The sequence below is a fragment of the Ralstonia sp. 1138 genome (assembly GCF_040544795.1).
Taxonomy (GTDB): Bacteria; Pseudomonadota; Gammaproteobacteria; order Burkholderiales; family Burkholderiaceae; genus Ralstonia; species Ralstonia flatus.
In genome coordinates this window covers 426,798-449,616 of the sequence record NZ_JBEPKQ010000002.1, presented here as the reverse complement: position 1 = coordinate 449,616, position 22,819 = coordinate 426,798, and the positions used below count along the sequence as shown (strand labels likewise).

Genomic DNA, 22,819 nt, shown 5'->3' with positions numbered 1-22,819 from the left:
GATGGGGCGCCCGAAGCTTCGGGCAATGCGCTACTTCTTTTTTGCGCGGGGATGCGCCTGATCGTAGATCTTGGCCAGGTGCTGAAAATCGAGCGAAGTATAAACCTGCGTGCTGGCAATGCTGGCGTGGCCGAGCAGTTCCTGCACCGCGCGCAGATCACCGGACGACTGCAGCATGTGCGTGGCAAACGAATGCCGCAGCACGTGCGGATGCACATCCGCCGGCACACCCGCCGCGATGGCGTTGCGCTTCATGCGCAATTGAATCTGCCGCTGCGCCAGCCGCTTGCCGCGCGCCGACAGAAACAGCGCGTGCGCGTCTTCGGGTGCCGCGTCGGGCTTGGCAAGCTGCTCGCGCACCGCCAGCCATGCAGCCAGCGCCTCCGCCGCCTTGGTGCCCACCGGCACGGTGCGCCGCTTGCTGCCCTTGCCGAGCACCTGCACCTCGCGCGCCTCCAGATCGAGCCAGCTCGCCGATTCATACGCGCCAGCCTTCACGTGGCGCAGGTCGAGGCTGACCAGCTCAGAGAGCCGCAGCCCGCACGAATAGAACAGCTCGTTGACGGCACGGTCGCGAACCGTTTCGGCATCGTCGCCGGGCAGTTGCTCCATCAGCGCGACAGCTTGCTCCACGGACAGCGCTTTCGGCAGCCGCTTCGGGCTCTTCGGCGCGCGTACGCCGTCGACCGGATTGGCGGTGACGGCGGCATCGCGCAGCGCCATCCATTTGAACCAGCCGCGCCACGCCGACAGCGCCCGCGCAATGCTGCGGCCGGACAAACCGTCGCCGTGCAGCTGCGCCATCATGCGGCGGATATGGTGGGACTGCAGTTGCGTGAGATCGACGTTGGCGGCGTGCTGCGCACCGAGGCGCTGCAGGACGGCCAGCTCGCGGGTGTAGCTCTCCAGCGTGTGCGGCGAGAGCTGCCGCTCGAACTTCAGCGCGTCAAGGTAGGCCGCAATCTGCGGATGCGGCGGCTGTGCGCCATGGTCATCGGCGGATGCAGATTGCGGCATGCGGTGGGCTGCGCTCAGTCGCGCAGGCGGTTGAGCGCGGCAGCGGCCAGTTCGCCGATCTGCGCGAGGTACGTCGTGCCCATGCCGTCATTGAAGCGGCGGGCGTCCGGCGACCCGAGCACCAGCAGGCCGAATGCCGGCGCGGCGCTTGCATCGGCATCGCCACACACCGGTACGCGCAGCGTGACGATGGCGAGCGATTCGATGGGCGCGCCGCCGGTATCCGACGTATCGAGCCAGCCGGCCGCTTCAAAGCCGGCATTGGCGCCGCAATACGGCGCACGCAGGCCGGCCGCAAACAGGCGCACTTCCTCGCTCACGCCCTGCGCGACTTCCAGGTGTGCAAATTCCTCGCCGACCTGCCACACGCGCAGCGCCACAGCGGGCACGTCAAAGATTTCACGCAGACCATCCTGCACGGCGTACGGCAGCGCATGCGTGTCGGCCTCGCCCAGCAGGCGCGTCGTCCAGGCGTGCACGCGCTGCTGCGTGCGGTCGTTCTCGTTGCCGTGGCGCATCAGGTCCGACAGCTTGAGTTCGAGGTGCTTGTTCTTGTCGCGCAAGATTTCCATCTGGCGCTCCTGCAGCGACACCGCGCGATGGCTGTGCGGGCTCGTCAATTGAATGGCGGCCAGCAGCTCGGCGTGCTCTTCAAAGAAGGCCGGATGCGCCTGCAGGTAGTTGGCGACGTCTTGTGCGTTCATCGTGGAGGTGCTCATCAGGCTGCGCCGAGTTTCTTCTTCAGCAGTTCGTTGACTTGTGCGGGATTGGCCTTGCCGCGCGTGGCCTTCATGGCTTGACCGACCAGCGCGTTGAATGCCTTCTCCTTGCCGGCGCGAAATTCCTCGACCGACTTGGCATTGGCGGCCAGCACGTCGTCGATGATCTTCTCCAGCTCGCCCGAATCCGACATCTGCTTCAGACCCTTCTCAGCGATGATCGCGTCGGCATCTGCGCCGTGTTCGCCGGCCCACATGGCGGGGAAGACGTCCTTCTTGGCCGTGTTGTTGCTGATCGTGCCGTCGGCAATGCGCGCGAGCAGCTTGGCGAGTTGCGCGGGCGACACCGGTGCGGCATCGATTTCCAGATCGGCGCGGTTCAGGTTCGAGGCGACCTCGCCCATGATCCAGTTGGCCGCGGCCTTGGCGTTCGCAGCACCCGCATCCGCCATGACGGCTTCGAAGTACGCCGCCGTCGCCTTGGTGGCGGTGAGGATGCTCGCGTCGTACTTCGGCAGGCCGTAGGCCGACTCGAAGCGTGCGGCCATGGCGGCCGGCAGCTCGGGCAGCGTGGCGCGCACGCGCTCGATCCAATCGTCGCCGATGACGAGCGGCAGCAGGTCGGGATCGGGGAAGTAGCGGTAATCCTGCGCGTCTTCCTTGCTGCGCATCGAGCGCGTTTCCTTGCGGTCCGGATCGTACAGGCGCGTTTCCTGCACCACGGTGCCGCCGTCTTCGATCAGCTCGATCTGGCGGCGCACTTCGTAGTTGATCGCCTCTTCCAGGAAGCGGAACGAGTTCAGGTTCTTGATTTCGCAGCGCGTGCCGAACGGCGCATCCGGGCCCGGGCGCACCGACACGTTCGCGTCGCAGCGGAAGCTGCCTTCCTGCATGTTGCCGTCGCAGATGCCCAGCCACATCACCAGGGCGTGCAGCGCCTTGGCGTAAGCAACGGCCTCGGCCGCGCTGCGCATGTCGGGCTCGGTCACGATTTCCAGCAGCGGCGTGCCGGCGCGGTTCAGGTCGATGCCCGTCATGCCGGCAAAGTCTTCGTGCAGCGATTTGCCCGCATCTTCTTCCAGATGTGCGCGCGTGAGCTGCACGGTCTTCTCATAACCGGGCTGGCCGTTCTTGCCTTCCACCTGGATGGTCAGCGTGCCGCCCTGCACCACGGGGATCTCGTACTGGCTGATCTGGTAGCCCTTGGGCAGATCGGGGTAGAAGTAATTCTTGCGCGCGAAGATGCTCTTGGGCGCGATCTTGGCGCCGATGGCCAAGCCGAACACGATGGCCCGCTCGACGGCGCCCTTGTTCAGCACCGGCAGCACGCCCGGCAGCGCCAGGTCAACGGGCGCCGCTTGCGTGTTGGGCGCCGCGCCAAAGGCGGTGGACGCGCCGGAGAAAATCTTCGAGACCGTCGAGAGCTGCGTGTGCGTCTCGAGGCCGATCACCACTTCCCATTGCATGTTGCGTGTGTCCTGTCGATTGTTGTGGTGTGAATGTCTAGGTACTCAGGTGTTCAGGTATTCAGGTATTCAGGTGTTCTTGCCTGGCTGCGATCAGGGGTGCGGCGCATCGAGCCACGCCGCGAGCTTCGCGAACGCGGCCTCACGCGCTGCCGGATCACCGCCGACCGTGACCGTTCCGTAGCGACGTCCCTTGGGGATGCCGTTGCGCTCCTTGATTGCTGCCGTGCCGTCGAAGCCGTGATACGCGCCGCCAAACATGTCCAGCTCGAAACGCGCCTGCGGCTGCCGCGCCAGTACGGCCGTCTGCAGCGCCTGGCAGTGATCGGCCGGCGTCCAGTCGTCGTTGCCGCCGGCCAGCAGCAGCAACGGCGCGTTGAGCCGATAGTCCGGCCGCTTCTGTGCCGACGCACAGCCCGGATAGAACGCCACCGCGCGATTGACCGCGGGCGTATCGGCGGGCCAGGCGCGGCTGGCGTCCACCGCCTCCAGCACGGCCTGCGCGCCGTTGGACCAGCCAAGCAACACGATGCGGCGTGCATCCACGCCCGGCTGCCCCGCTACCCAGCGGATCGTGGCCAGCACGTCGGCGCGGCGCACGGCACCGTTGATATCGCGCGTGGCGGTGCGTTCGGTGCAGATGCCGTGCGGTTTGCCGCGCGGGCCGAAACTGTCCGGAAACACCACCGCGTAACCACGCGCGCCGAGCCACTGCGCATAACCGCGGTACCGCGAACCCAGCGCCTTGGCATCCGCCCCGGCCGGCGTATACAGGCCGCTGCAGCCGTGCAGCGCGATCACCACCGGCGTGCCGGCCGCGGGCGCCTTGACGGGCGACGCGACCCAGTAGGCGGTCAACGTTGGCGGCGCATCGTCGGCGTCTTTCACAGACGCACGCGGAATCTCCACCGTCTGCACGCCCAGCTCCGCCGAGGACGGCGCACGCGCCGCCGGCATATCCGGCAGGGCGCCCTCAGCGTCGGGCGTCGGTTGCGCGAACGCGTGCAGCGCCAGGGCGCTGGTCAGCGCCGCCACCACGCGAAGCGATAGGCGCATCACCGGGCATTCCGGGCGCATTGGCCCGTTTGCGGGTCGAACATCACCGGCCAGGCTTCTTCATAGATGCCGGGCGTGCAATGCGCTTCGCAGTTGGCGTGTGCCAGCGTGACGCGGCGCGGGTCCTGCCAGACCATCAGCGTGCAATTGCCGTAGCGCTCGCGCAGCTCGATGCTGGGGCGGCGCTTGGTCTGCTGGAACGTCGACAGGTCGAACTGGCACGAGCCGCGCCGGCCGACCCACAACTGCCATTGCATGGCGCTGACGTTGTTGTCGGCCACCGTAAGCGTCGCCTGCTCGCGGAAACCGTCTTCTTCGGTCTGGCTGCAGTAGCCGTTGATGTCGATGCGGCGGTCGGAAATCGGCGGCGGCTTCGACGGCCGGCTGATGCCGGGAATCGACGGCAGCGGAATCGGCACGCACGCCGCCAGCAGGCCGGCGGCAAGCGCCAGCCCGAGTGCAGTGCGGATGCGGTGGTTCATGCGTGCCTCCTGCATGGAGCGGAAACGTCGGTGCGGCGTCAAGCGGCCGGCTGGCGGTTATGCCAGTCGGTCGTCTGCTGGAACGCATGCGCGATCTGCAGCATGCGTGCCTCTTCAAAATAGTTGCCGATGATCTGCAAGCCAACCGGCAGACCGTTGGCGCCGAAACCGGCCGGCACGCTCATGCCCGGCAAGCCCGCCAGGCTCGTCGACAGCGTGAAGATGTCTTCGAGGTACATCTGCACCGGATCATCGCTCTTCTCGCCGATCTTCCAGGCAACGGTCGGGGCGACGGGGCCCATGATCACGTCGCACTGCGCGAATGCGTTCTGGAAATCCTGCGCGATGATGCGGCGGATCTTCTGCGCCTGGAGGTAATAGGCGTCGTAATACCCGTGGGACAGCACGTAGGTGCCCACCAGGATGCGGCGCTTGACCTCCCAGCCGAACCCTTCGGCGCGGGACTTGCGGTACATGTCGGCCAGATCGCGGTATTCCGCCGCGCGGTGGCCGTAACGCACGCCGTCAAAGCGCGACAAGTTGGACGAGGCCTCGGCCGGGGCGATCACGTAATACGTCGGGATCGACAGTTCGGTCTTCGGCAGGCTGATGTCGACCAGCGTGGCGCCGAGCTTTTCCAGCTCGGCCAGCGCGGCGCGTACCGTGGTGCGCACGTCGTCGGCCAGGCCTTCGCCGAAATACTCCTTGGGCAGGCCGATGCGCAGGCCGGCCAGCGGGCGGGCGGCATCGGCGCCTTGCAGCGGCTGGCCAAGCAGGCGGCCGAAGTCTTCCACATCGCCGCCGCGGCCGGGTTCCAGGCTGGTGGAATCGCGCGGGTCAAAGCCGGCCATGGCAGACAGCAGCAGCGCGCAATCCTCGGCAGTGCGGGCCATCGGGCCGCCCTGATCCAGCGACGAGGCGAAGGCGATCATGCCGTAGCGCGACACGCGGCCGTACGTCGGCTTGATCCCGGTAATGCCCGAGAACGATGCCGGCTGACGGATCGAGCCGCCGGTGTCCGTTCCGGTTGCGGCGGGCGCCAGATCGGCCGCCACCGCTGCCGCCGAGCCGCCCGACGAGCCGCCCGGCACGTGCTCGAGGTTCCACGGGTTCTTGACCGCGCCGAACGCCGAGTTCTCGTTGGACGAGCCCATCGCGAATTCGTCCATGTTGGTCTTGCCCAGCGTCACCATGCCGGCCGCGCCAAGGCGTTCGACCACGGTGGCGTCAAACGGGCTGACGTAGTTGCCGAGCATCTTGGAGCCCGCCGTGGCGCGCCAGCCGCGGGTGACGAACACGTCCTTGTGCGCGATCGGCACGCCGGTCAGCGGCGCCGCGTTGCCGGCCGCGATACGGGCGTCGGCGGCCCGCGCCTGGGCAAGCGTCGCCTCGGCGTCGACATGGGTAAAGGCGTTGAGGTGCGCCCCGGCCTCGATGCGCGACAGGTAGTGGCGAGCCAGTTCCTCCGCCGAAACCTCCTTGGCGGCGAGTTGGGCGGACAGGGCTTTGATCGTGGATGCGGTCATCGAATACGTTCGGATGGGCTGCCGGCAGCGGCCGGCGACGTCGAATGGAGTGGGCTCAAGACAAGCGCGGACGCGCCGTTTACGCGGATTACCGCGCGTTACTCGATCACCTTGGGCACAAGGTACAGGCCGGCTTCGGTGGCCGGCGCGCATTGCTGGTAGTCCGCACGGCGGTCGGCCTCGGTGACGGCATCGTCGCGCAGACGCTGGGCTTGCGCCTGGACCTGCTCGATCGGGTGGGCCATCGGCTCGATGCCGGTGGTGTCCACGGCCTGCATCTGCTCGACCAGCGAGAAAAACTGGTTGAGCTGGGTGAGGGTCTGGGCCGCCTCGCCTTCAGAGACTTCGATACGGGCGAGATGGGCGATGCGTTTGACGTCGGAGAGTTCGAGTGCCATCGGAGTGGGTCAGTGAGTGCAGCGGCGGGCGGGCAACGTACGGCAAGCGACGGCTACTGCGCGCAAAGACCGCTCAGGTTGGGCGCTGACAGCGCCGATTTGCCGCAATTTTGGCGCCAAACGCCCGCGAAACGCTCGAATTATAAGGTATGATTGCCGACTAAATTTCTAAGTCAGCAGGCGACTTCGTGCAGTCACGGACCCTCTGATTAAGTACCCCGGGAACCTCCCGGCAGTCGCACCGTCAGCATCAGGCGACACTTAATCAAAGGTTCCTTGGGGGCCCCCTCTCCGGGCGGCCCAGCCTCGGCAGGATGGCCAGTGCCACGGCACCCCACCGTCGACCACCACGGAGCCCGCGACATTCCCGGGAGCGCAGTAGCAGGATCGGACCGCATGGCATGCCCTTGCGACGTCCGCGCGTTGGTGCAGCCGTTGCGCCGCAATCCTGCTGCTGGGCCGCCCATGACTCGAAAAACAGGATTCATTCGATGTTCGGCTTTTTGCGCAGCTATTTCTCCAACGATCTCGCGATCGACCTCGGCACCGCCAACACCCTGATCTACGTCCGCGACAAGGGCATCGTCCTTGACGAGCCGTCGGTGGTGGCCATTCGCCAGGAAGGCGGCCCGAACGCCAAGAAGACCATCCAGGCGGTCGGCAAGGAAGCCAAGCAGATGCTGGGCAAGGTGCCGGGCAATATCGAGGCGATCCGCCCGATGAAAGACGGCGTGATCGCCGACTTCACCGTCACCGAGCAGATGCTCAAGCAGTTCATCAAGATGGTGCACGACACCAAGCTGCTGCGCCCGAGCCCGCGCATCATCATCTGCGTGCCGTGCGGTTCGACCCAGGTCGAGCGCCGCGCCATCCGTGAATCGGCGCTGGGCGCCGGCGCATCGCAGGTGTACCTGATTGAAGAGCCGATGGCGGCTGCCATTGGCGCCGGCCTGCCGGTGTCGGAGCCGTCGGGCTCGATGGTGGTGGACATTGGCGGCGGCACCACCGAGGTGGGCATCATCTCGCTGGGCGGCATGGTCTACAAGGGCAGCGTGCGCGTGGGCGGCGACAAGTTCGACGAGGCCATCGTCAACTACATCCGCCGCAACTACGGCATGCTGATCGGCGAACAGACCGCCGAAGCGATCAAGAAGGAAATCGGTTCGGCCTTCCCGGGTTCGGAAGTGCGCGAGATGGAAGTGAAGGGCCGCAACCTGTCGGAAGGCATTCCGCGCGCCTTCACGGTGTCGTCCAACGAAATCCTGGAAGCGCTGACCGACCCGCTGAACCAGATCGTCTCGTCGGTGAAGATCGCGCTGGAACAAACCCCGCCGGAACTGGGCGCCGACATTGCCGAGCGCGGCATGATGCTCACGGGCGGCGGCGCACTGCTGCGCGACCTGGACCGCCTGCTGGCCGAAGAAACCGGCCTGCCGGTGCTGGTGGCCGAAGACCCGCTGACCTGCGTGGTGCGCGGCTCAGGCATGGCGCTCGAACGCATGGACAAGCTGGGCAGCATCTTCTCGTACGAATAACGGGACCATGCGCCACGCCGATCCGCGTTCCGCTGTTGCGGCCGATTTCGTGACTGCCGTTCTGGTCACGCCAGCCGCCTTCGCGGACCGCTGAGATGCGTCTCGCGCCGGTGCGCCGTGCTCCGCCCACCCCGGGCTTCGGCACCGCACCAGCGCCACACCCAATCTGTTGCCGGCAGGCCGTTGACCTTGACGTTGACCGTCACGCGTCTGCCGTGCCCATTTGAAGCGTCCGGGTCATGGATTACTCCCCGCCGCCCCTCTTCAAGCAGGGCCCGTCCGCCACCGCGCGGCTGGTCGCCTTGCTCGCGCTTGCGCTTGCATTGCTGGTGATCGATGCCCGCATGTCCGTGCTGGGCGTGATTCGGCAAGTCGTGTCGGTCATCCTGTACCCGGTCGAGCGCCTGGTGCTGATTCCACGCGATACGGCACGCGCCGCGCTCGATTACACGCAGTCGTCCACCAGGCTGGCCGTCGATAACCGCAACCTGCGCGAATCGGCCGTTGCCCAGGCGCAGCAATCGCTGCGCGCCTCGCAGCTCGAAGCCGAGAACCGCAATCTGCGCACGCTGCTGAATCTGAAGCAGCACGCGGCGGTGCCCACGGTGACGGCGGAAGTCCTCTACGAAGCACGTGACCCTTATACGCAGCGCATCGTGATCGATCGCGGCTCGAAGGACGGCGTGCGCGCTGGCTACCCCGTCATCGACGACCGCGGCGTGGTCGGGCAGGTGACGCGCGTGTCGCTGTTCGAATCGCAAGTCACGCTGCTGACGGACAAGGACCAAGCGATCCCCGTGGAGGTCGTGCGCAACGGCCTGCGCAGCGTGGCGTTTGGCGGAGCGCGACCGGGCGCGCTGGACCTGCGCTTCATGGCTGCCTCGGCCGATTTGCAGCAGGGCGACCTGCTGGTCACGTCGGGGCTGGACGGCGTCTATCCGGCGGGCCTGCCGGTGGCGCGTATTTCGCAAATCGAGCGCAAGGCTGATACCGCGTTCTCGCGCGTGATCTGCGAGCCGGTGGCCGGCATCCGCAGCAACCGGCACCTGCTGATCGTGAAGTACGAATCGGGCTTCCCGCCGCCGACGGATCTGTCGCCGCCGCCCGCAGCCAAGGGCAAGAACGCTGCCCGCGACGCCCGCGAAGAAAAGGACCGCGCCGCACGCGCCGCCGCCGAAGCCAATGTGCCGGCACCCGCGCCGGTCGCCGAAGAAAACGCCCCGCCGCCGCGCCCGACCGACGCCGACGGCAATCCGCTGGACACCGATTCAGCGCAAAAACGCTGAAGCGAGGCCATCGATCATGAACTCGCCCCAATACCTGCTGCGCCCGGTCAACCCTGGCTTCATCGCATTCAGCTTCGTGCTGGCGTTCCTGTTCAACCTGATGCCGTGGGGCCACATGCAGTGGATTCCCGATCTGGTGGCGCTGGTGCTGGTGTTCTGGAACATCCATCAGCCGCGCCGCGTGGGCATGGTGGTGGCTTTCCTGCTGGGCCTCCTGATGGACGTGCACGAAGCACGTCTGCTTGGCGAACACGCGATGGCCTACACGATGCTGTCGTATTTTGCGATCACGATTCACCGGCGCGTGCTGTGGTTCTCGGTGCTGTCGCAGGCGCTGCACGTGCTGCCGCTGCTGGTGCTGGCGCACGCCGTGCCGATCGTCATCCGCCTGCTGATGGGCGCGCACCTGCCGGACTGGCAGGTCATCCTGCCGCCGCTGATCGAAGCTGCCCTCTGGCCGTTCGCCAACGCCTTCCTGCTGGCGCCGCAGCGTCGCCCGGAAAGCGTCGACGAAACTCGGCCCATCTGAGGCGGCCGACCTGATGCACCCAGCTATTCGCCTTCACCTGGCATGACCGAAATCCGCAACGTCGAACAGGAGCTGTCGCGCTTCCGCCTGCGGCTGGCGGCGGCCGCCCTGTTCGTGCTGGTCTGCTTCGGGCTGCTGCTGGCGCGTTTCTTCTGGCTGCAGCAGGTCAAGCACGAGCAGTACTCGGCCAAGGCGGAAGACAACCGCATCTCGGTCGCGCCGATCGAGCCCAACCGCGGCATCATCATGGACCGCAACGGCGTGGTGCTGGCGCGCAACTATTCGGCGTATACGCTGGAGATCACGCCGTCCAAGCTGCAGGACACGCTCGACAACACGATCGATCAGCTTGCCCAGGTGGTCGATATCCAGCCGCGCGACCGCCGCCGCTTCAAGCGCCTGATGGAAGATGCGCGCAGCTTCGAAAGCCTGCCGATCCGCAGTCAGCTGACGGACCAGGAAGTCGCGCGGTTCTCGGCGCAGCGCTTCCGCTTTCCGGGTGTGGACGTGCATGCGCGGCTGTTCCGCCAATACCCGCTGGGCGACTCGGCGTCGCACGTGATCGGCTACATCGGCCGCATCTCCGAGCGCGATCTGGACCGCATCGACAACATGAGCGATGCCAACAGCCAGCCCGGCGTGGCGTACGACCCGCGCAAGGATTCGAACAACTACAGCGGCACGGAATACATCGGCAAGGTCGGCATCGAGCAGAGCTACGAAACCGAACTGCACGGCCTGACGGGTTATGAAGAGGTGGAGGTGAGCGCGGGTGGACGGCCGATCCGCACGCTGTCGACCTCGCAGGCAACGCCGGGCAACAACCTGATCCTGTCGCTCGACATCAACCTGCAGCGGCTGGCTGAGCAACTCTTCGGCAACCGGCGCGGCGCCCTCGTGGCGATCGAGCCGGAGACGGGCGACATCCTCGCCTTCGTCTCCAAGCCGACGTTCGATCCGAACCTGTTCATTGAAGGGATCGACAGCGCGACCTGGAACGAGCTGAACAACTCGCCGGACAAGCCGCTGCTGAACCGCCCGCTGCGCGGCACGTATCCGCCCGGCTCGACGTACAAGCCGTTCATGGCGCTGGGCGCGCTGGAGCTGGGCAAGCGCACGCCGCAGTGGGGCATGGCCGACCCGGGCTCGTTCACGCTGGGCAACCACACCTTCCGAGATGACGTACCGGGCGGGCACGGCTGGGTCGACATGTACCGCTCCATCGTGGCGTCGTGCGACACGTATTACTACCGGCTCGCCAACGACATGGGCGTCAATGCCATCCACGATTTCATGAAGCCGTTCGGCTTCGGGCAGGTCACGGGCATCGACATCGAGGGCGAGCGCACGGGCATCCTGCCGTCCACCGAGTGGAAGCGCAAAGCCTACAAGCGCCCCGAGCAGCAGAAGTGGTACGACGGCGAAACCATCTCGCTGGGCATCGGCCAGGGCTACAACAACTTCACCATCCTGCAGCTCGCGCACGCGATATCGACGCTGGCCAACAACGGCGTGGTGATGAAGCCCCACCTGGTGAAGGCCGTTGAAGATTCGCTGTCCAAGTCGCGCTCGCTGACGGTGCCGACGGAGAGCTACCGGATTCCGCTCAAGCAGGCCAACATCGACGTGATCAAGCGCGCCATGGTGGGCGTGAACCAGGCCGGCACGGCGGCCAAGGCGTTCATCGGTGCGCAGTATGTGTCGGCGGGCAAGACCGGCACGGCGCAGGTGTATTCGCTGGGCAAGAACGAAAAATACAACCACCACGCCATTCCCGAAAACAAGCGCGACCACGCGTTGTTCGAAGCGTTTGCGCCGGCGGACCATCCGAAGATCGCACTCGCGCTGATCGTGGAAAACGCGGGCTTCGGCGCTGCATCGGCCGCGCCGATCGCACGCGCGGTGATGGACTATTACCTGACCGGCAAGTGGCCCGCCGAGCTGGCTGCCACCGCGCCGAAACCGCAGCAGCAACCGCCGGTGGATACGCCGAGCGTGTTCTCGACCGGCAAGACGGCCACCATCGCCAGCGCAACGGCTGCACCGCCGGTGGCGGTTGAGCCGGCATCCGGGGTCGCTGCCGCTTCGGGCGTGGCCGCTTCCGCCGCCGGTGCTGCGACCGCCGCTTCGGCGCCGGCTGCGTCGTCCGTGGCGGCAGGCGGCACGCGCAGTGCGCCGCCGCTGTCGCCGGACCTCGTAGCACCGGCCCTGCGCGAGGCCGGCACCAGCGCCGAGGCCGTCGCCCCGGCCACGCTCGACGCCCAGGTGCTGCAGGCGCTGTCGCATGCGCAACCGGCGCCAGAACTGCCGCCGCGCGGACGAGGCAACGCTGCCGCACCGGCTTCGGCGCCGGCCACCGCCCCCAAGGGGGCGAAGGACGCCAAGCCCGGCAACAAGCCGGCACCGAAGCCCGCGCAGAAACCGGCCTCCAAGCCGGCCGCGCCCTGATATTTGCGCTTGAGGATTTCGCCATGGACAAACTGGACAAGCGCCGCATATTCAACGTCATCAAGTCGCTCTTCACGGGCTTCGATGGCCCGCTGGCCCTGATCGTCTTCCTGCTGCTCGGCACCGGATTGATCGCGCTGTACTCAGCTGCCATCGACATGCCGGGTCGGGTGGAAGACCAAGTCCGCAACATCCTGCTGTCGTTCGTGCTGATGTGGATCATCGCCAACCTGCCGCAGCAGACGCTGATGCGCTTCGCGGTGCCGCTCTACACCGTCGGCGTGGCGTTATTGATTGGCGTGGCGGCGTTCGGGCTCATCCGCAAGGGCGCGCGGCGGTGGCTCAATATCGGCGTGGTGGTCCAGCCCTCCGAGATCATGAAGATCGCCATGCCGCTGATGCTGGCGTGGTACTTCCAGAAGCGCGAGGGCGTGATCCACTGGTATGACTATCTGGCGGCCGCCTTGCTGCTGCTGATTCCCGTCGGGCTCATCGCCAAGCAGCCGGACCTGGGCACCGCGCTGCTGGTCCTCGCGGCCGGCATCTACGTGATCTACTTCGCCGGACTGTCTTGGCGGCTGATCGTGCCGGTGCTGGTGGTTGCTGTGACCGCGATCACGCTGGTGGTGTCGTTCGAGTCGCGCATCTGCGCACCGGGCGTGAACTGGCCGATCCTGCACGACTACCAGCAGCACCGCGTCTGTACGCTGCTCGATCCGACCACCGACCCGCTCGGAAAGGGCTTCCACACCATCCAGTCGATCATTGCCATCGGCTCCGGCGGCGTGACGGGCAAGGGATGGCTGAAAGGCACGCAGACCCACCTGGAGTTCATCCCCGAAAAACACACCGACTTCATCTTCGCGGTGTATTCGGAGGAATTCGGGCTGGTGGGCAACGGCGTGCTGCTGTTCCTGTATCTGCTGCTGATCCTGCGCGGGCTCTTCATTGCCGCCAACGCAGGCACACTGTTCGGGCGCCTGCTGGCAGGGTCGATCACGCTGATCTTCTTCACCTACGCCTTCGTCAACATGGGCATGGTGAGCGGCATCCTGCCTGTGGTGGGCGTGCCGCTGCCACTCATCAGTTACGGAGGCACGGCGCTTGTCACGCTGGGCATGGGCATCGGCATCCTGATGAGCATCGCCCGACAGAAACGCTTCGTGCAGACCTGACACCTGACAAACGAAACGGCCGCCAAATTCTGGCGGCCGTTTCGTTTTCAGGCGGCGATGGCCTCTTCGCGCAGCAACCTTCGCAGCACCTTGCCCGTCGCGGTGGCGGGCAGCGCATCGTGGAACTTCACGCGCCGCGGCACCTTGTACGGTGCCATGTTGTCGCGCGACCAGGCAATCAGCTCGGCTTCCGAGAGCGTCACGCCGTTCATGGGCACCACGTGCGCGCAGACGACTTCGCCCTTGTCGGGATCGGGAATGGGCGTCACGGCCACTTGGCGGATCCCCGGGTGACGCGACAGCAGCGCCTCGACTTCCTCCGGAAACACGCTGTAGCCCGACACCTTGATCATCTCCTTGATGCGACCCTGCCACTGAAGGTAGCCGTCGGGCGAGACCTGGCCGATGTCGCCGGTGCGCAGGAAACCGTTGTGCAGGACGGCGCGCGTGGCCTCGTCGCGCTGCCAGTAGCCGCGGAACACGCCGGGGCTGCGGATGGTGATCTCGCCCGCCTGGCCGGGCGGCAATTCTGCGCCGGTGTGCGGGTCGACGATGCGTACCTCTGTCTGCGGGACGATCTTGCCGTGCCATCCCCAGCGCGGGGCATCGGCCGGCGTGATGGCGTCACAGGTATGCGTTTCCGACAGGCCGTATGCAGCTTCGTAGGTTCGGCACTGCGGGCCGGCAAAGGCGCGCCACTGCTCGGCGATCGCCTCCGTCAACGTCACGCCAAAGCTGGTGCATGGGTTGGTCACGAGCGATTCCGTGCGGTATTGCGCGGCATCCGGATGGGCCATCACCGCCAGGTTCATCGGCGTCATGCTGTACCACCACGTGACGCGGTAGCGGTCGATGGCCTGCAGCACGGCCAGCGGATCGAAACGATAGAGCAGGATGGTGGGCGCGCCGGAATACAGCATCACGTTCATGCCCATCAGCATGCCGGCAATATGCGACAGCGGCGCCACGGCGAGCAGCACGTCGGCCGCCTGGATGCCACCGACCTGCACCGTGACAGCCGTTTTGTACAGCGCGTTGCGGTGCGTCAGCATGGCCCCCTTCGGGCGGCCGGTGGTGCCGGAGGTGTAGACCATCAGCGCCACTTCATCCAAGCCAACCTGGATGGCGGCCACGGCATCGCGCTCGGCCACATCCACGGGTTCGGCCATCAACTGCATCAGGTCAAGCTGCGCGGCGCCCGGCTTGTTCTTGAGCGGCGGCGCAGACGAGGCATCGGCGGCAATCAGCTCGGGCGGCACGGCCAGTGCCTTGCGGCACGCCGGCTGCGAGGGCTGCAGATCGGCATAGCGCGTGGTGATGACGGTCGTGACCGACGTGCCGGGCCGGGCGGCCTCGACGATCGGCATCAGGTCTGCCGCAGCCACCAGAATCTTGGCGCCGGAATCGGCCAGTTGGTCGCGCAGTTCGTGTTGACGCGACAGCGGCCCGCACGGCACGACGATGCCGCCGAGCTTGGCCGTGGCCAGATGCGCCACGATGGCTTGCGGACAGTTGTGCAGAAACAGCGCAACGCGATCGCCGCGTGTCACGCCCAGCCGCCGGAACTGCACCGCCAGCCGCGTCGAGGCTTGGTCCAGCTCGCGCCAGCAGATCGTGCGGCCGTACCACAACAGGGCGATGCGCTCGGGCGTTTGCTGCGCATGGTGGGCGCAATACCGGTGCAGCGGCATTTCGCCCGCCAGATAATTGACCGGTTCGCGGTTCTGGATGGTCATGTGGTGTCTCCTCGGCCGGCGGCCTCGCAAAGCGAGACATCGGCCGTGATGGCAGCCCTCGTTGCGGGGCGCTCATGCGGGTCAGGGTTCGCGGCATCCATCGTTCGAGTATGGCGAAGCCGTCTGGCCACCGCCGCACCGATTTGCGCAAGACCCTGTTCCACCCACGATTTGAGCCGAACATGACGTCGCGCAAGACGAATCCCACAAAAATCTACCGTTCGGTATAGAGTCTCGGCGCAAATCTGCTACGGCGTCAATCGGTGAGAAGTCGGATACCCAGCCACGGCAATGAAATAGCGCAAACGCAAACCCGGTCGACATCCTAACCTGAGCGTGCGCTCACATTCCAGGATTGCCCCTAGGCAGTGAATTGCTTGTGACAATATTAAATATTTGCTGTCATGACAGATTTGTTCTATTTTTGACAACAAATTATGTGAGAGGCTGGAATGGATCGTTTGCAGTCGATGCGGGTGTTTTCCAAGGTGGTGGAGCTTGGCAGCTTCGCCCGGGCAGCCCAGCATCTGTCGATGAGCAATGCCGTGGTCACGCGCTACGTGGCCGACCTTGAGGCGCATCTCGGCACGCGCCTGCTCAACCGCACCACGCGCAGCCTGTCGCTGACCGACGTGGGCGAAACCTACCTGCAGCGGTGTGCGCAGATCCTGCTCGACATTGACGAGGCGGAATCGCTCGCCACCTCGCGCAGCCAGGCGCTCGTCGGTGGCCTGCGCATCGTCGCCCCCGTCATGTTCGGGCTGCACGTGCTGCCGATGCTGCTCGCGCGCTTCCAGCAGCTCTACCCGGAGGTGACGTTTGACGTGGCGCTGTCCGATCGCCCGATCGACATCGTCGAGGATGGCCGCGACGTCGGCATCATGGTTTCGGAACTCGGCCTCGGCTCGCACCTCGTCGCACGCCGGATGATTTCTGCGGAGATGGTCATGGCCGCAACGCCGGCCTACCTCCGCCAGCATTCCACGCCGCAGCGCGCCGAAGATATTGCCGAGCACCGCGTCATCGCCATGTGGCACCCGCAACTGCGTCACGAATGGGAGATGAGCACGCCCGACGGCCAGTCGATCTCGGTGCCGGTGCAGCCTTCGCTCGTCACAAGCAATGCCGAACTGATGCACCGCGCGGTGCTCGCCGACATGGGCATCGCGATTCTGTCGTCGTACATGGCCCGGCCGGATCTGGAATCCGGACGACTGGTGCGCGTGCTGCCGCAATACAAGCTGCCGCACCGGTCGCTGTCGCTGGTGTACCCAAGCCGCAAGTTCCTGCCGACGAAGGTCCGGACGTTCATCGACTACATGCTGGCCCAGGCGATGGAGGTCAAGCACAGCGAGGCGCGTGCTGGGCGCGGCCTCAGCGAAGCCGCATAAGCGGAGCCGCATCGCCAAAACAAAACGGGAGGACAGTGTCCTCCCGTTTGCATTGATGCCTGCGAAACCGCAATCAGGTTTCGCTGGTGCTTTCCTCATCGGCCTCGGCTTCAGCGGCTTTCTTGCGCGCCGGGGCCTTCTTTGCGGCCGTCTTGCTTGCGGTCTTGGCGGGCGCCTTCTTGGCAGCGGGCGTCTTGGCGGCGGCCGTCGTCTTCTTCGCCGCAGTCTTGGCACCGGGCTTGCCCTTGCCTTCGCCACGTGGCTCGAATTCGAAGCCGATCTTGCCGTCCGGCTGCTTGACGAGGAACGCCTTGAAGTTGCGCCCTGTGCGCGCCGACTTGAAGCCGGTCAGCAGGTCGGTCTTGCCTTCGGTCAGCAGCTTGGCCAACTGCTCGCGGCTGATCTCCTGCTGCAAGATGATCTTGCCGGTGGTGAAGTCGCAGGTCTTGGGCTGCGCCACGGCGTTCTCGCACACGTACTTCAGGCCGTGCTCGTAGACGTTGCCGTTGCACTTCGGGCAGTGGCCGACGCTTTCCTGGCCGGAGAAATCGACCGGCTCGCCATCGTCTTCGTCGTTCTGGCCGAAGTCGAACTCCATCTTCCAGTGACCGTCTTCCTGCGCCAGCTTGAGGATGGCGGCAAACGGCCGGCCCATCTTGCTGCGGAAGCCCTGCAGCGGGCCGATGGTCTTGTTGGTCAGCAGCTCTTCCACCTCGTCCAGCTCGAACTGGCGGCCACCCGGGATCTTGCTGATCGAGAAATCGCAGTGGCTGCAGGCGAAGCGGCGGTAGTTTTCCTTGACCACGTGGCCGCACTGCGGGCATGGCGTGGAGAGCGTCGCGTAGTCGCCGGGGATGGTGTCGCTGTCGTATTCCTTGGCGCGCTTGACGATCTGCTGCGTCATCTGCGCGATCTCGCGCATGAATTCGTCGCGCTCCAGCTGACCGCGTTCGATCAGCGAAAGCTTGTGCTCCCAACCGCCGGTCAACTCGGCCTGCGTCAGTTCTTCCACGCCCAGGCCGCGCAGCAGCGTCATCAGCTGGAAGGCCTTGGCCGTCGGAATCAGCTCGCGGCCCTCGCGTACGAGGTACTTTTCCGTCAGCAGACCTTCGATGATGGCCGCGCGCGTCGCTGGCGTGCCCAGGCCCTTGCCGGCCATGGCTTCGCGCAGCGCGTCGTCGTCGACGAGCTTGCCGGCACCTTCCATGGCCGACAGCAGCGTCGCTTCGTTGTAGCGTGCGGGCGGCTTGGTGGTCAGGCCGACCGGCTCGACCTTGTCCGTCTTGACCTTCTCATCCTTGGCGACCGGCACGAGGTTGGCGTCTTCGCCCTGCGCCTCGCGGCCGTACACGACCAGCCAGCCCGGATTCACCAGCACCTTGCCTTCGGTCTTGAAGTGATGCCCGGCCACCTCGGTAATCCGCGTGGTGACCTGGTATTCGGCGGCCGGGAAGAACACTGCCAGGAAGCGGCGCACCACCAGGTCGTACAGTTTCTGCTCGGGCTCCGAGAGGTTCTTCGGTGCCTGCAGCGTGGGGATGATGGCGAAGTGATCGCTGATCTTGCTGTTGTCGAAGATCCGCTTGTTCGGCTTGACCCACTGGTTGGCCAGGATCTTCTTCGCATGCGTCAGGTAGTTGGGCGAGCTTTCGCCCAGCATGTCCAGCGTCTGCTTGACCGTGCCCATGTAGTCTTCGGGCAGCGCGCGCGAATCGGTACGCGGGTAGGTCAGCACCTTGTGCTTTTCATACAGCGCCTGCGCCAGGCCCAGCGTGTTCTTGGCCGAGAAGCCGAAGCGGCCATTGGCCTCGCGCTGCAGGCTGGTCAGGTCGAACAGGGCCGGCGACATCTGCGTCGACGGCTTCGATTCTTCCGTCACGGAACCCGGCTTGTCGCGGCACGCAGCCACGATGCTCTTGGCCTCGGCCTCGCTCCACAGACGCGAATCGCGCTGCTCTGGATCGAACTCGTTCTTCTTGAACTTCGGGTCAAACCAGCGGCCTTCGTACAGGCCGGCCGCGGCGATGAACTCGGCGCGCACTTCCCAGTAATCGCGCGGGACAAAGCGTTTGATCTTCTCTTCGCGCTCCACCACGATCGACAGCGTGGGCGTTTGCACGCGGCCCACGGTAGTCAGGAAGAAGCCGCCGCCCTTGCTGTTGAACGCGGTCATGGCGCGCGTGCCGTTGATACCGACCAGCCAGTCGGCCTCGGAACGGCAGCGGGCAGCATCGGCCAGCGGGATCATCTCTTCGTCGCTGCGCAGCTTGGCAAAGCCGTCGCGAATCGACTGCGGCGTCATCGACTGCAACCACAGACGCTTCACCGGCAACTTGGTGTTTGCGTGTTGCGCGATCAGGCGGAAGATCAATTCACCTTCGCGCCCCGCGTCACATGCGTTGATCAGGCTGGTGACGTCCTTGCGCTTGATCAGGCGTGTCAGCACCTTCAGGCGTGATTCCGACTTGGCGATCGGGCGCAGGTCAAAGTGCGGCGGGATCACGGGCAGATGCGCGAAGCTCCATTTGCCGCGTTTGACTTCGTATTCATCCGGCGCGGCAATCTCGACCAGGTGGCCAACCGCCGACGAGAGGACGTAGTCGTCGCTCTCAAAGTACTCGTCGTGCTTGGTGAAGCCACCCAGCGCGCGCGCGATATCAGCGGCGACCGACGGTTTTTCGGCAATGATGAGAGCCTTGGACATGTGAGCGGATCCTGGCGATCGCAAGTAATCGGGTAAAGAAGAAGTCGCTTTTCTATAACGACCGTTCGCGTGTTTTTTTAGAGTCTTATGGCAACGCCTGCCGACTTCAAGTGCCGGCGACGCTTGTCAGCGCGCCCCTTTGGGCGTCCTCAATGTTCGGCCGGCCCAAATTTGGCCGCCAATCATAAGCGCGGTTCCTTTTCAGGCGCAATAGAGTGGCGCATGCGGCGCTTGGCGTTGTCAAGGCCTGCAATCACGCCGATTCCAGCAGCCAGCCTCGCAAGTCAGGGGCCGAAGCCACCGCCGAAGCCGTGCTCAGATCACGCGAAAGCAATCCCTCAACAACACCCGCGTGGGGCAAGACCGGGCCGAAAAACAACACATCGCTCCCTCGCTGCACCAGCAGGGTCGGAAAGTTCTCCACGTCGAAATCGCCCAGCGCGTCGGCATGGTCTTCCACATCGACCCAGACGAAGCAGCACTCCGGATGCCGCTGCGCCAGTTCAGTGAAGGTCGTCCGATAGCTGCGGCACGTGCCACACCACTCCGCGCACAGGCACGCGACCAGCAGTTGCCCGGAGCGGATGCCCGCGTGCAGCGCAGCGGCGTCGGTGTCGGGCGAGAGCAGTGGCATGAAAAACGGGGCTGAACGATCAGCAGAGTGGCGAGGGGGTCGCGCCTATTGTAGGCACGCTTTCACGGAAGCCGCAGGAAGCGCCCGCCGGGCTGACGCTCGACGCGGCCATCCAGCTCCAGCGCCAGAAGCTGCGCGGACAGCGCAGCCGCTGCCTGGCCGGTGCGCTCGCACAAGGTATCCAGATCGACGGGGTCAAACCCAAGCGCGTCGAGCAACGTCGTTTCAGCCGCACTCGGCGCCGCGCGGGCTGGGGCCGACGCAGCCTCGGGTGCCTGGACCGCGGCCGTGCGCGTCGCACGTTTGGCCGGCGTTGCAGCACGCCCCCAGCCGAGTTCGTCGAGGATATCGGCGGCGGTTTCCACCAGCTTGGCGCCTTGCTTGATCAACAGATGGCAGCCCTTGGCGAGCGGCGAATGGATCGACCCGGGGATCGCAAACACATCGCGCCCCTGCTCGGCGGCCAGCCGCGCCGTAATCAGCGAGCCGGACTGGGCCGCCGCTTCCACCACCAGCAGCCCGCGCGCCAAGCCGGAGATCAGTCGATTGCGGCGCGGGAAGTTCTCGGCCCGTGCGCCCATGCCGAGCGGGTATTCGGAGATGATCACGCCAGCCTCGGCAATGCGATGCGCCAGCGCCCGGTTGCGGGCGGGGTAAACAATATCGAGCCCCGTCCCCACGACTGCGATGGTGCTTCCCGGACCGGCCAGCGCGCCCTCATGCGCGGCCGCATCGATGCCCAGCGCCAGGCCCGACACGATCGTCACGCTCGCCGCCGACAGCGCCTGGGAAAACGCCCGGGCGTTCTCAATGCCGGCGGCCGTGGCGCTGCGCGCGCCCACCACGCCCACCGCGGCCGCGCGCAGCAGGGAGGCGTCGCCCTTGGTGTACAGCAGGGTCGGCGGGTCCGGCAGTTCGAGCAGGCGGGGCGGGTAGCCGCGATCGGCCAGCGTGAAGATGGCGTTGCCCGGCTCGTTCACCCAGGCGACGGTGCGCTCGATCAGCGCTGACAGCGTGTCGTCGGGCTCGGCGAGCACCGCCCGCGCCTGGCGCTCGGGAAGCACTTTGGCGAGCGCGGCATATGGCTGAGCGAAGATGTCTTGCGGCAACCCGAAGGCCGCCAGCAACTGCCGCGCGGCAACGGGCCCGACGCCGGGGGTTTCAGTCAGACGCAGCCACGCGGCCAGTTCAGCCGGGTCGCGCGTGCAGGAGAGGGAAGCCGTGGAGTCGGCCGCGGCGGGCGCCGCGACCTGGGATGCATCGGTCAAATCAGGGACTGCGGTAGCGCGTAGTTCAGGGTTGCGGCGACATCGGGTTGCTGACGCTGTCGCCCACTTCCACGGTGTTGGAGGCGTCCGTCACCAGTGCATAGGCGACATGCGGGAACACGCGGAACACGAAGGCCAGGCCGTAGCGTTCTTCCGGCAGTTGCACGGCCTCGTTGCCCGCGGTGGCGTCTTTCACGAGCGCACCAGCGCGCGCCAGCGACAGCACGTGGCCCGGCTCCAACCCCTGCTGGCTGCCGATGTTGAGCACAACCACCTGGTCGGTGCCGCCAAAACGCACGCCGCCAGTCACCTTGGCGACCGCGCCGTGCACGTCGCCTTCCGGCGCATGCGGCGTATAACGCACCGGCACGCGTGGCGGCAGTGGCATCAGTTGCGAGCCGACGCCCATTTCTTCCTTGGACGACAGCACTTCCATCTTGGTGACCGCCTGCGGGCCGGTCGCCGCACGCACCACGCGCAGCGTGCCGAGGAAGTCCGCTTCGTAGCCGAGCACGTTGCCGGTTATCGGATCCCTGAGCGGACGGACGGGGCGATACGCCTGCCATTCGGTGCCAGCCTGGCCGCCTTCGCCTTCCGGCAGCCCGCGAGCGTAGGCGTTTTCGCCCTTGCCCAGATACACGCGGCCTTCGGGCAGCGAGAAGATGCGCGCCGGCGTGGCCAGCGTTTCTTCATCCACGACGATCGGCTGGGTCAGGAACGGCTCGATGGCGGCGGCCGGAATGCTGGAGATGGCGTCGCCGTCTTGGCCCGACACGCGGGTATGCGGCGACAGGCGCACCGTGCTGCCATCCGCCGACGCCGGCGAACTCGACAGCCACGCGCGGCCATTGGCGTGATGCAGATACAGGATCTGGCCCGGATAGATCAGATGCGGGTTGCGGATCTGCTCGCGGTTCATGCCCCAGAGTTCGGGCCAGCGATAGGGCCGCTTGAGGTACTTGCCGGAGATCGCCCAGAGCGTGTCTCCACGGCGCACGGTGTACTGCGCAGGCGCGGTGGGGGACAGTTCGGATTCGGGGATGCCCGCTTGGGCAGCCGTCGCGGCCTGCGCCTGTTGTGCCGGCGTCACAGTGCGCTCGGCAGCGTGGGCGGCGCCCATGCAGAAAAGCGCTGCCGCGGCAACCGCCGACAGGGCGCAAACGTAAGACTGGCGCGCTTTCGTGGCAGTTTGCATGGCGGGCTGGGAGTGCATCGGTGTGTTACGATGGCGCATTATTCTATGAAGAATCGGCGAGTGGTCCGCGGGCCTGTTCGACGCCTCACCGCCGCAGCTGTACGCAGTTCTGCGCTGCAGCAAGAGGGGTATGGCATCCAACATTCGTCAGGCTTTTTCCTAAGCCATGTGGCGGATAGCGCCCCCGATTCTGCATGACATTCCAAGCGATCGCAATTGAAGGCAACCCCTCGTTAGCGTGGCCTTCTGCAACC

At 65.9% G+C, this 22,819-nt stretch carries 18 protein-coding genes; 6 read left to right on the top strand and 12 right to left on the bottom strand.

Going from position 1 to position 22,819, the window contains the following annotated elements; translation table 11 throughout:
* Window positions 1–30 precede the first annotated feature (30 nt).
* The 7 genes from xerC to gatC form a co-directional block, all read right to left on the bottom strand.
* Window positions 31–1,017, bottom strand: coding sequence for a tyrosine recombinase XerC (xerC, locus tag ABIC76_RS09760; RefSeq protein WP_354533823.1), 987 nt, complete (start codon window positions 1,015–1,017; stop codon window positions 31–33).
* A 14-nt stretch (window positions 1,018–1,031) separates the two neighbouring features.
* On the bottom strand, window positions 1,032–1,721 hold the full coding sequence (locus tag ABIC76_RS09755) for a DUF484 family protein (protein WP_354534210.1): 690 nt from the start codon (window positions 1,719–1,721) through the stop codon (window positions 1,032–1,034).
* Between the two features lie 14 nt (window positions 1,722–1,735).
* On the bottom strand, window positions 1,736–3,202 hold the full coding sequence (gene gatB, locus ABIC76_RS09750; RefSeq protein WP_354533822.1) for an Asp-tRNA(Asn)/Glu-tRNA(Gln) amidotransferase subunit GatB: 1,467 nt from the start codon (window positions 3,200–3,202) through the stop codon (window positions 1,736–1,738).
* Between the two features lie 93 nt (window positions 3,203–3,295).
* Window positions 3,296–4,258, bottom strand: coding sequence for a dienelactone hydrolase family protein (locus ABIC76_RS09745; RefSeq protein WP_354533821.1), 963 nt, complete (start codon window positions 4,256–4,258; stop codon window positions 3,296–3,298).
* Window positions 4,258–4,740, bottom strand: coding sequence for a hypothetical protein (locus tag ABIC76_RS09740; protein WP_027678679.1), 483 nt, complete (start codon window positions 4,738–4,740; stop codon window positions 4,258–4,260). Before ABIC76_RS09740 ends, ABIC76_RS09745 begins: the two co-directional genes overlap by 1 nt.
* 38 nt (window positions 4,741–4,778) lie before the next feature.
* Window positions 4,779–6,266 (bottom strand): Asp-tRNA(Asn)/Glu-tRNA(Gln) amidotransferase subunit GatA, encoded by a 1,488-nt coding sequence (gatA, locus tag ABIC76_RS09735; RefSeq protein WP_102064161.1) that lies wholly within the window; start codon window positions 6,264–6,266, stop codon window positions 4,779–4,781.
* Window positions 6,267–6,364: 98 nt separating this feature from the next.
* Window positions 6,365–6,664, bottom strand: a complete 300-nt coding sequence (gene gatC / locus ABIC76_RS09730) for an Asp-tRNA(Asn)/Glu-tRNA(Gln) amidotransferase subunit GatC (protein ID WP_004628291.1) — start codon at window positions 6,662–6,664, stop codon at window positions 6,365–6,367.
* Window positions 6,665–7,155: 491 nt separating this feature from the next.
* Here gatC and ABIC76_RS09725 point away from each other — a divergent pair, with 491 nt between their 5' ends.
* The 5 genes from ABIC76_RS09725 (at window position 7,156) to rodA (ending at window position 13,637) form a co-directional block, all read left to right on the top strand.
* Window positions 7,156–8,199, top strand: coding sequence for a rod shape-determining protein (locus ABIC76_RS09725; protein WP_004628293.1), 1,044 nt, complete (start codon window positions 7,156–7,158; stop codon window positions 8,197–8,199).
* 239 nt (window positions 8,200–8,438) lie between these two features.
* Window positions 8,439–9,485 carry a rod shape-determining protein MreC gene (mreC, locus tag ABIC76_RS09720; protein ID WP_354533820.1) on the top strand — a complete coding sequence of 349 codons (1,047 nt, stop codon included), beginning with the start codon at window positions 8,439–8,441 and terminating at the stop codon, window positions 9,483–9,485.
* 16 nt (window positions 9,486–9,501) lie between these two features.
* Window positions 9,502–10,014: a rod shape-determining protein MreD gene (gene mreD, locus ABIC76_RS09715; protein WP_015856079.1), complete on the top strand. Its 513-nt coding sequence runs from the start codon at window positions 9,502–9,504 to the stop codon at window positions 10,012–10,014.
* 42 nt (window positions 10,015–10,056) lie between these two features.
* Window positions 10,057–12,462, top strand: a complete 2,406-nt coding sequence (mrdA, locus tag ABIC76_RS09710) for a penicillin-binding protein 2 (protein WP_102064159.1) — start codon at window positions 10,057–10,059, stop codon at window positions 12,460–12,462.
* 23 nt (window positions 12,463–12,485) lie between these two features.
* Window positions 12,486–13,637, top strand: coding sequence for a rod shape-determining protein RodA (gene rodA, locus ABIC76_RS09705; RefSeq protein ID WP_037026347.1), 1,152 nt, complete (start codon window positions 12,486–12,488; stop codon window positions 13,635–13,637).
* A 47-nt stretch (window positions 13,638–13,684) separates the two neighbouring features.
* Here rodA and ABIC76_RS09700 read toward each other — a convergent pair whose 3' ends face one another.
* Window positions 13,685–15,373: an AMP-binding protein gene (locus ABIC76_RS09700; protein ID WP_354533819.1), complete on the bottom strand. Its 1,689-nt coding sequence runs from the start codon at window positions 15,371–15,373 to the stop codon at window positions 13,685–13,687.
* 452 nt (window positions 15,374–15,825) lie between these two features.
* Between ABIC76_RS09700 and ABIC76_RS09695 the strand changes: the two genes are divergently transcribed.
* Window positions 15,826–16,764, top strand: coding sequence for a LysR family transcriptional regulator (locus ABIC76_RS09695; RefSeq protein WP_009239399.1), 939 nt, complete (start codon window positions 15,826–15,828; stop codon window positions 16,762–16,764).
* A 73-nt stretch (window positions 16,765–16,837) separates the two neighbouring features.
* On the opposite strand, the gene ABIC76_RS09690 is transcribed toward ABIC76_RS09695, so the two are convergent.
* From ABIC76_RS09690 to ABIC76_RS09675, 4 genes are all read right to left on the bottom strand, one after another.
* Complete coding sequence (locus tag ABIC76_RS09690; RefSeq protein ID WP_102064157.1) at window positions 16,838–19,468, bottom strand: DNA topoisomerase III; 2,631 nt, start codon at window positions 19,466–19,468, stop codon at window positions 16,838–16,840.
* A 253-nt stretch (window positions 19,469–19,721) separates the two neighbouring features.
* Window positions 19,722–20,102 (bottom strand): thioredoxin family protein, encoded by a 381-nt coding sequence (locus ABIC76_RS09685; protein WP_316888990.1) that lies wholly within the window; start codon window positions 20,100–20,102, stop codon window positions 19,722–19,724.
* A gap of 62 nt (window positions 20,103–20,164) precedes the next feature.
* The gene (gene dprA, locus ABIC76_RS09680; RefSeq protein WP_354533818.1) at window positions 20,165–21,370 is read right to left on the bottom strand and encodes a DNA-processing protein DprA; all 1,206 of its coding nucleotides are present in this window, start codon (window positions 21,368–21,370) and stop codon (window positions 20,165–20,167) included.
* 25 nt (window positions 21,371–21,395) lie between these two features.
* The gene (locus ABIC76_RS09675) at window positions 21,396–22,583 is read right to left on the bottom strand and encodes a LysM peptidoglycan-binding domain-containing protein (protein ID WP_354533817.1); all 1,188 of its coding nucleotides are present in this window, start codon (window positions 22,581–22,583) and stop codon (window positions 21,396–21,398) included.
* Between the last annotated feature and the right edge of the window lie 236 nt (window positions 22,584–22,819).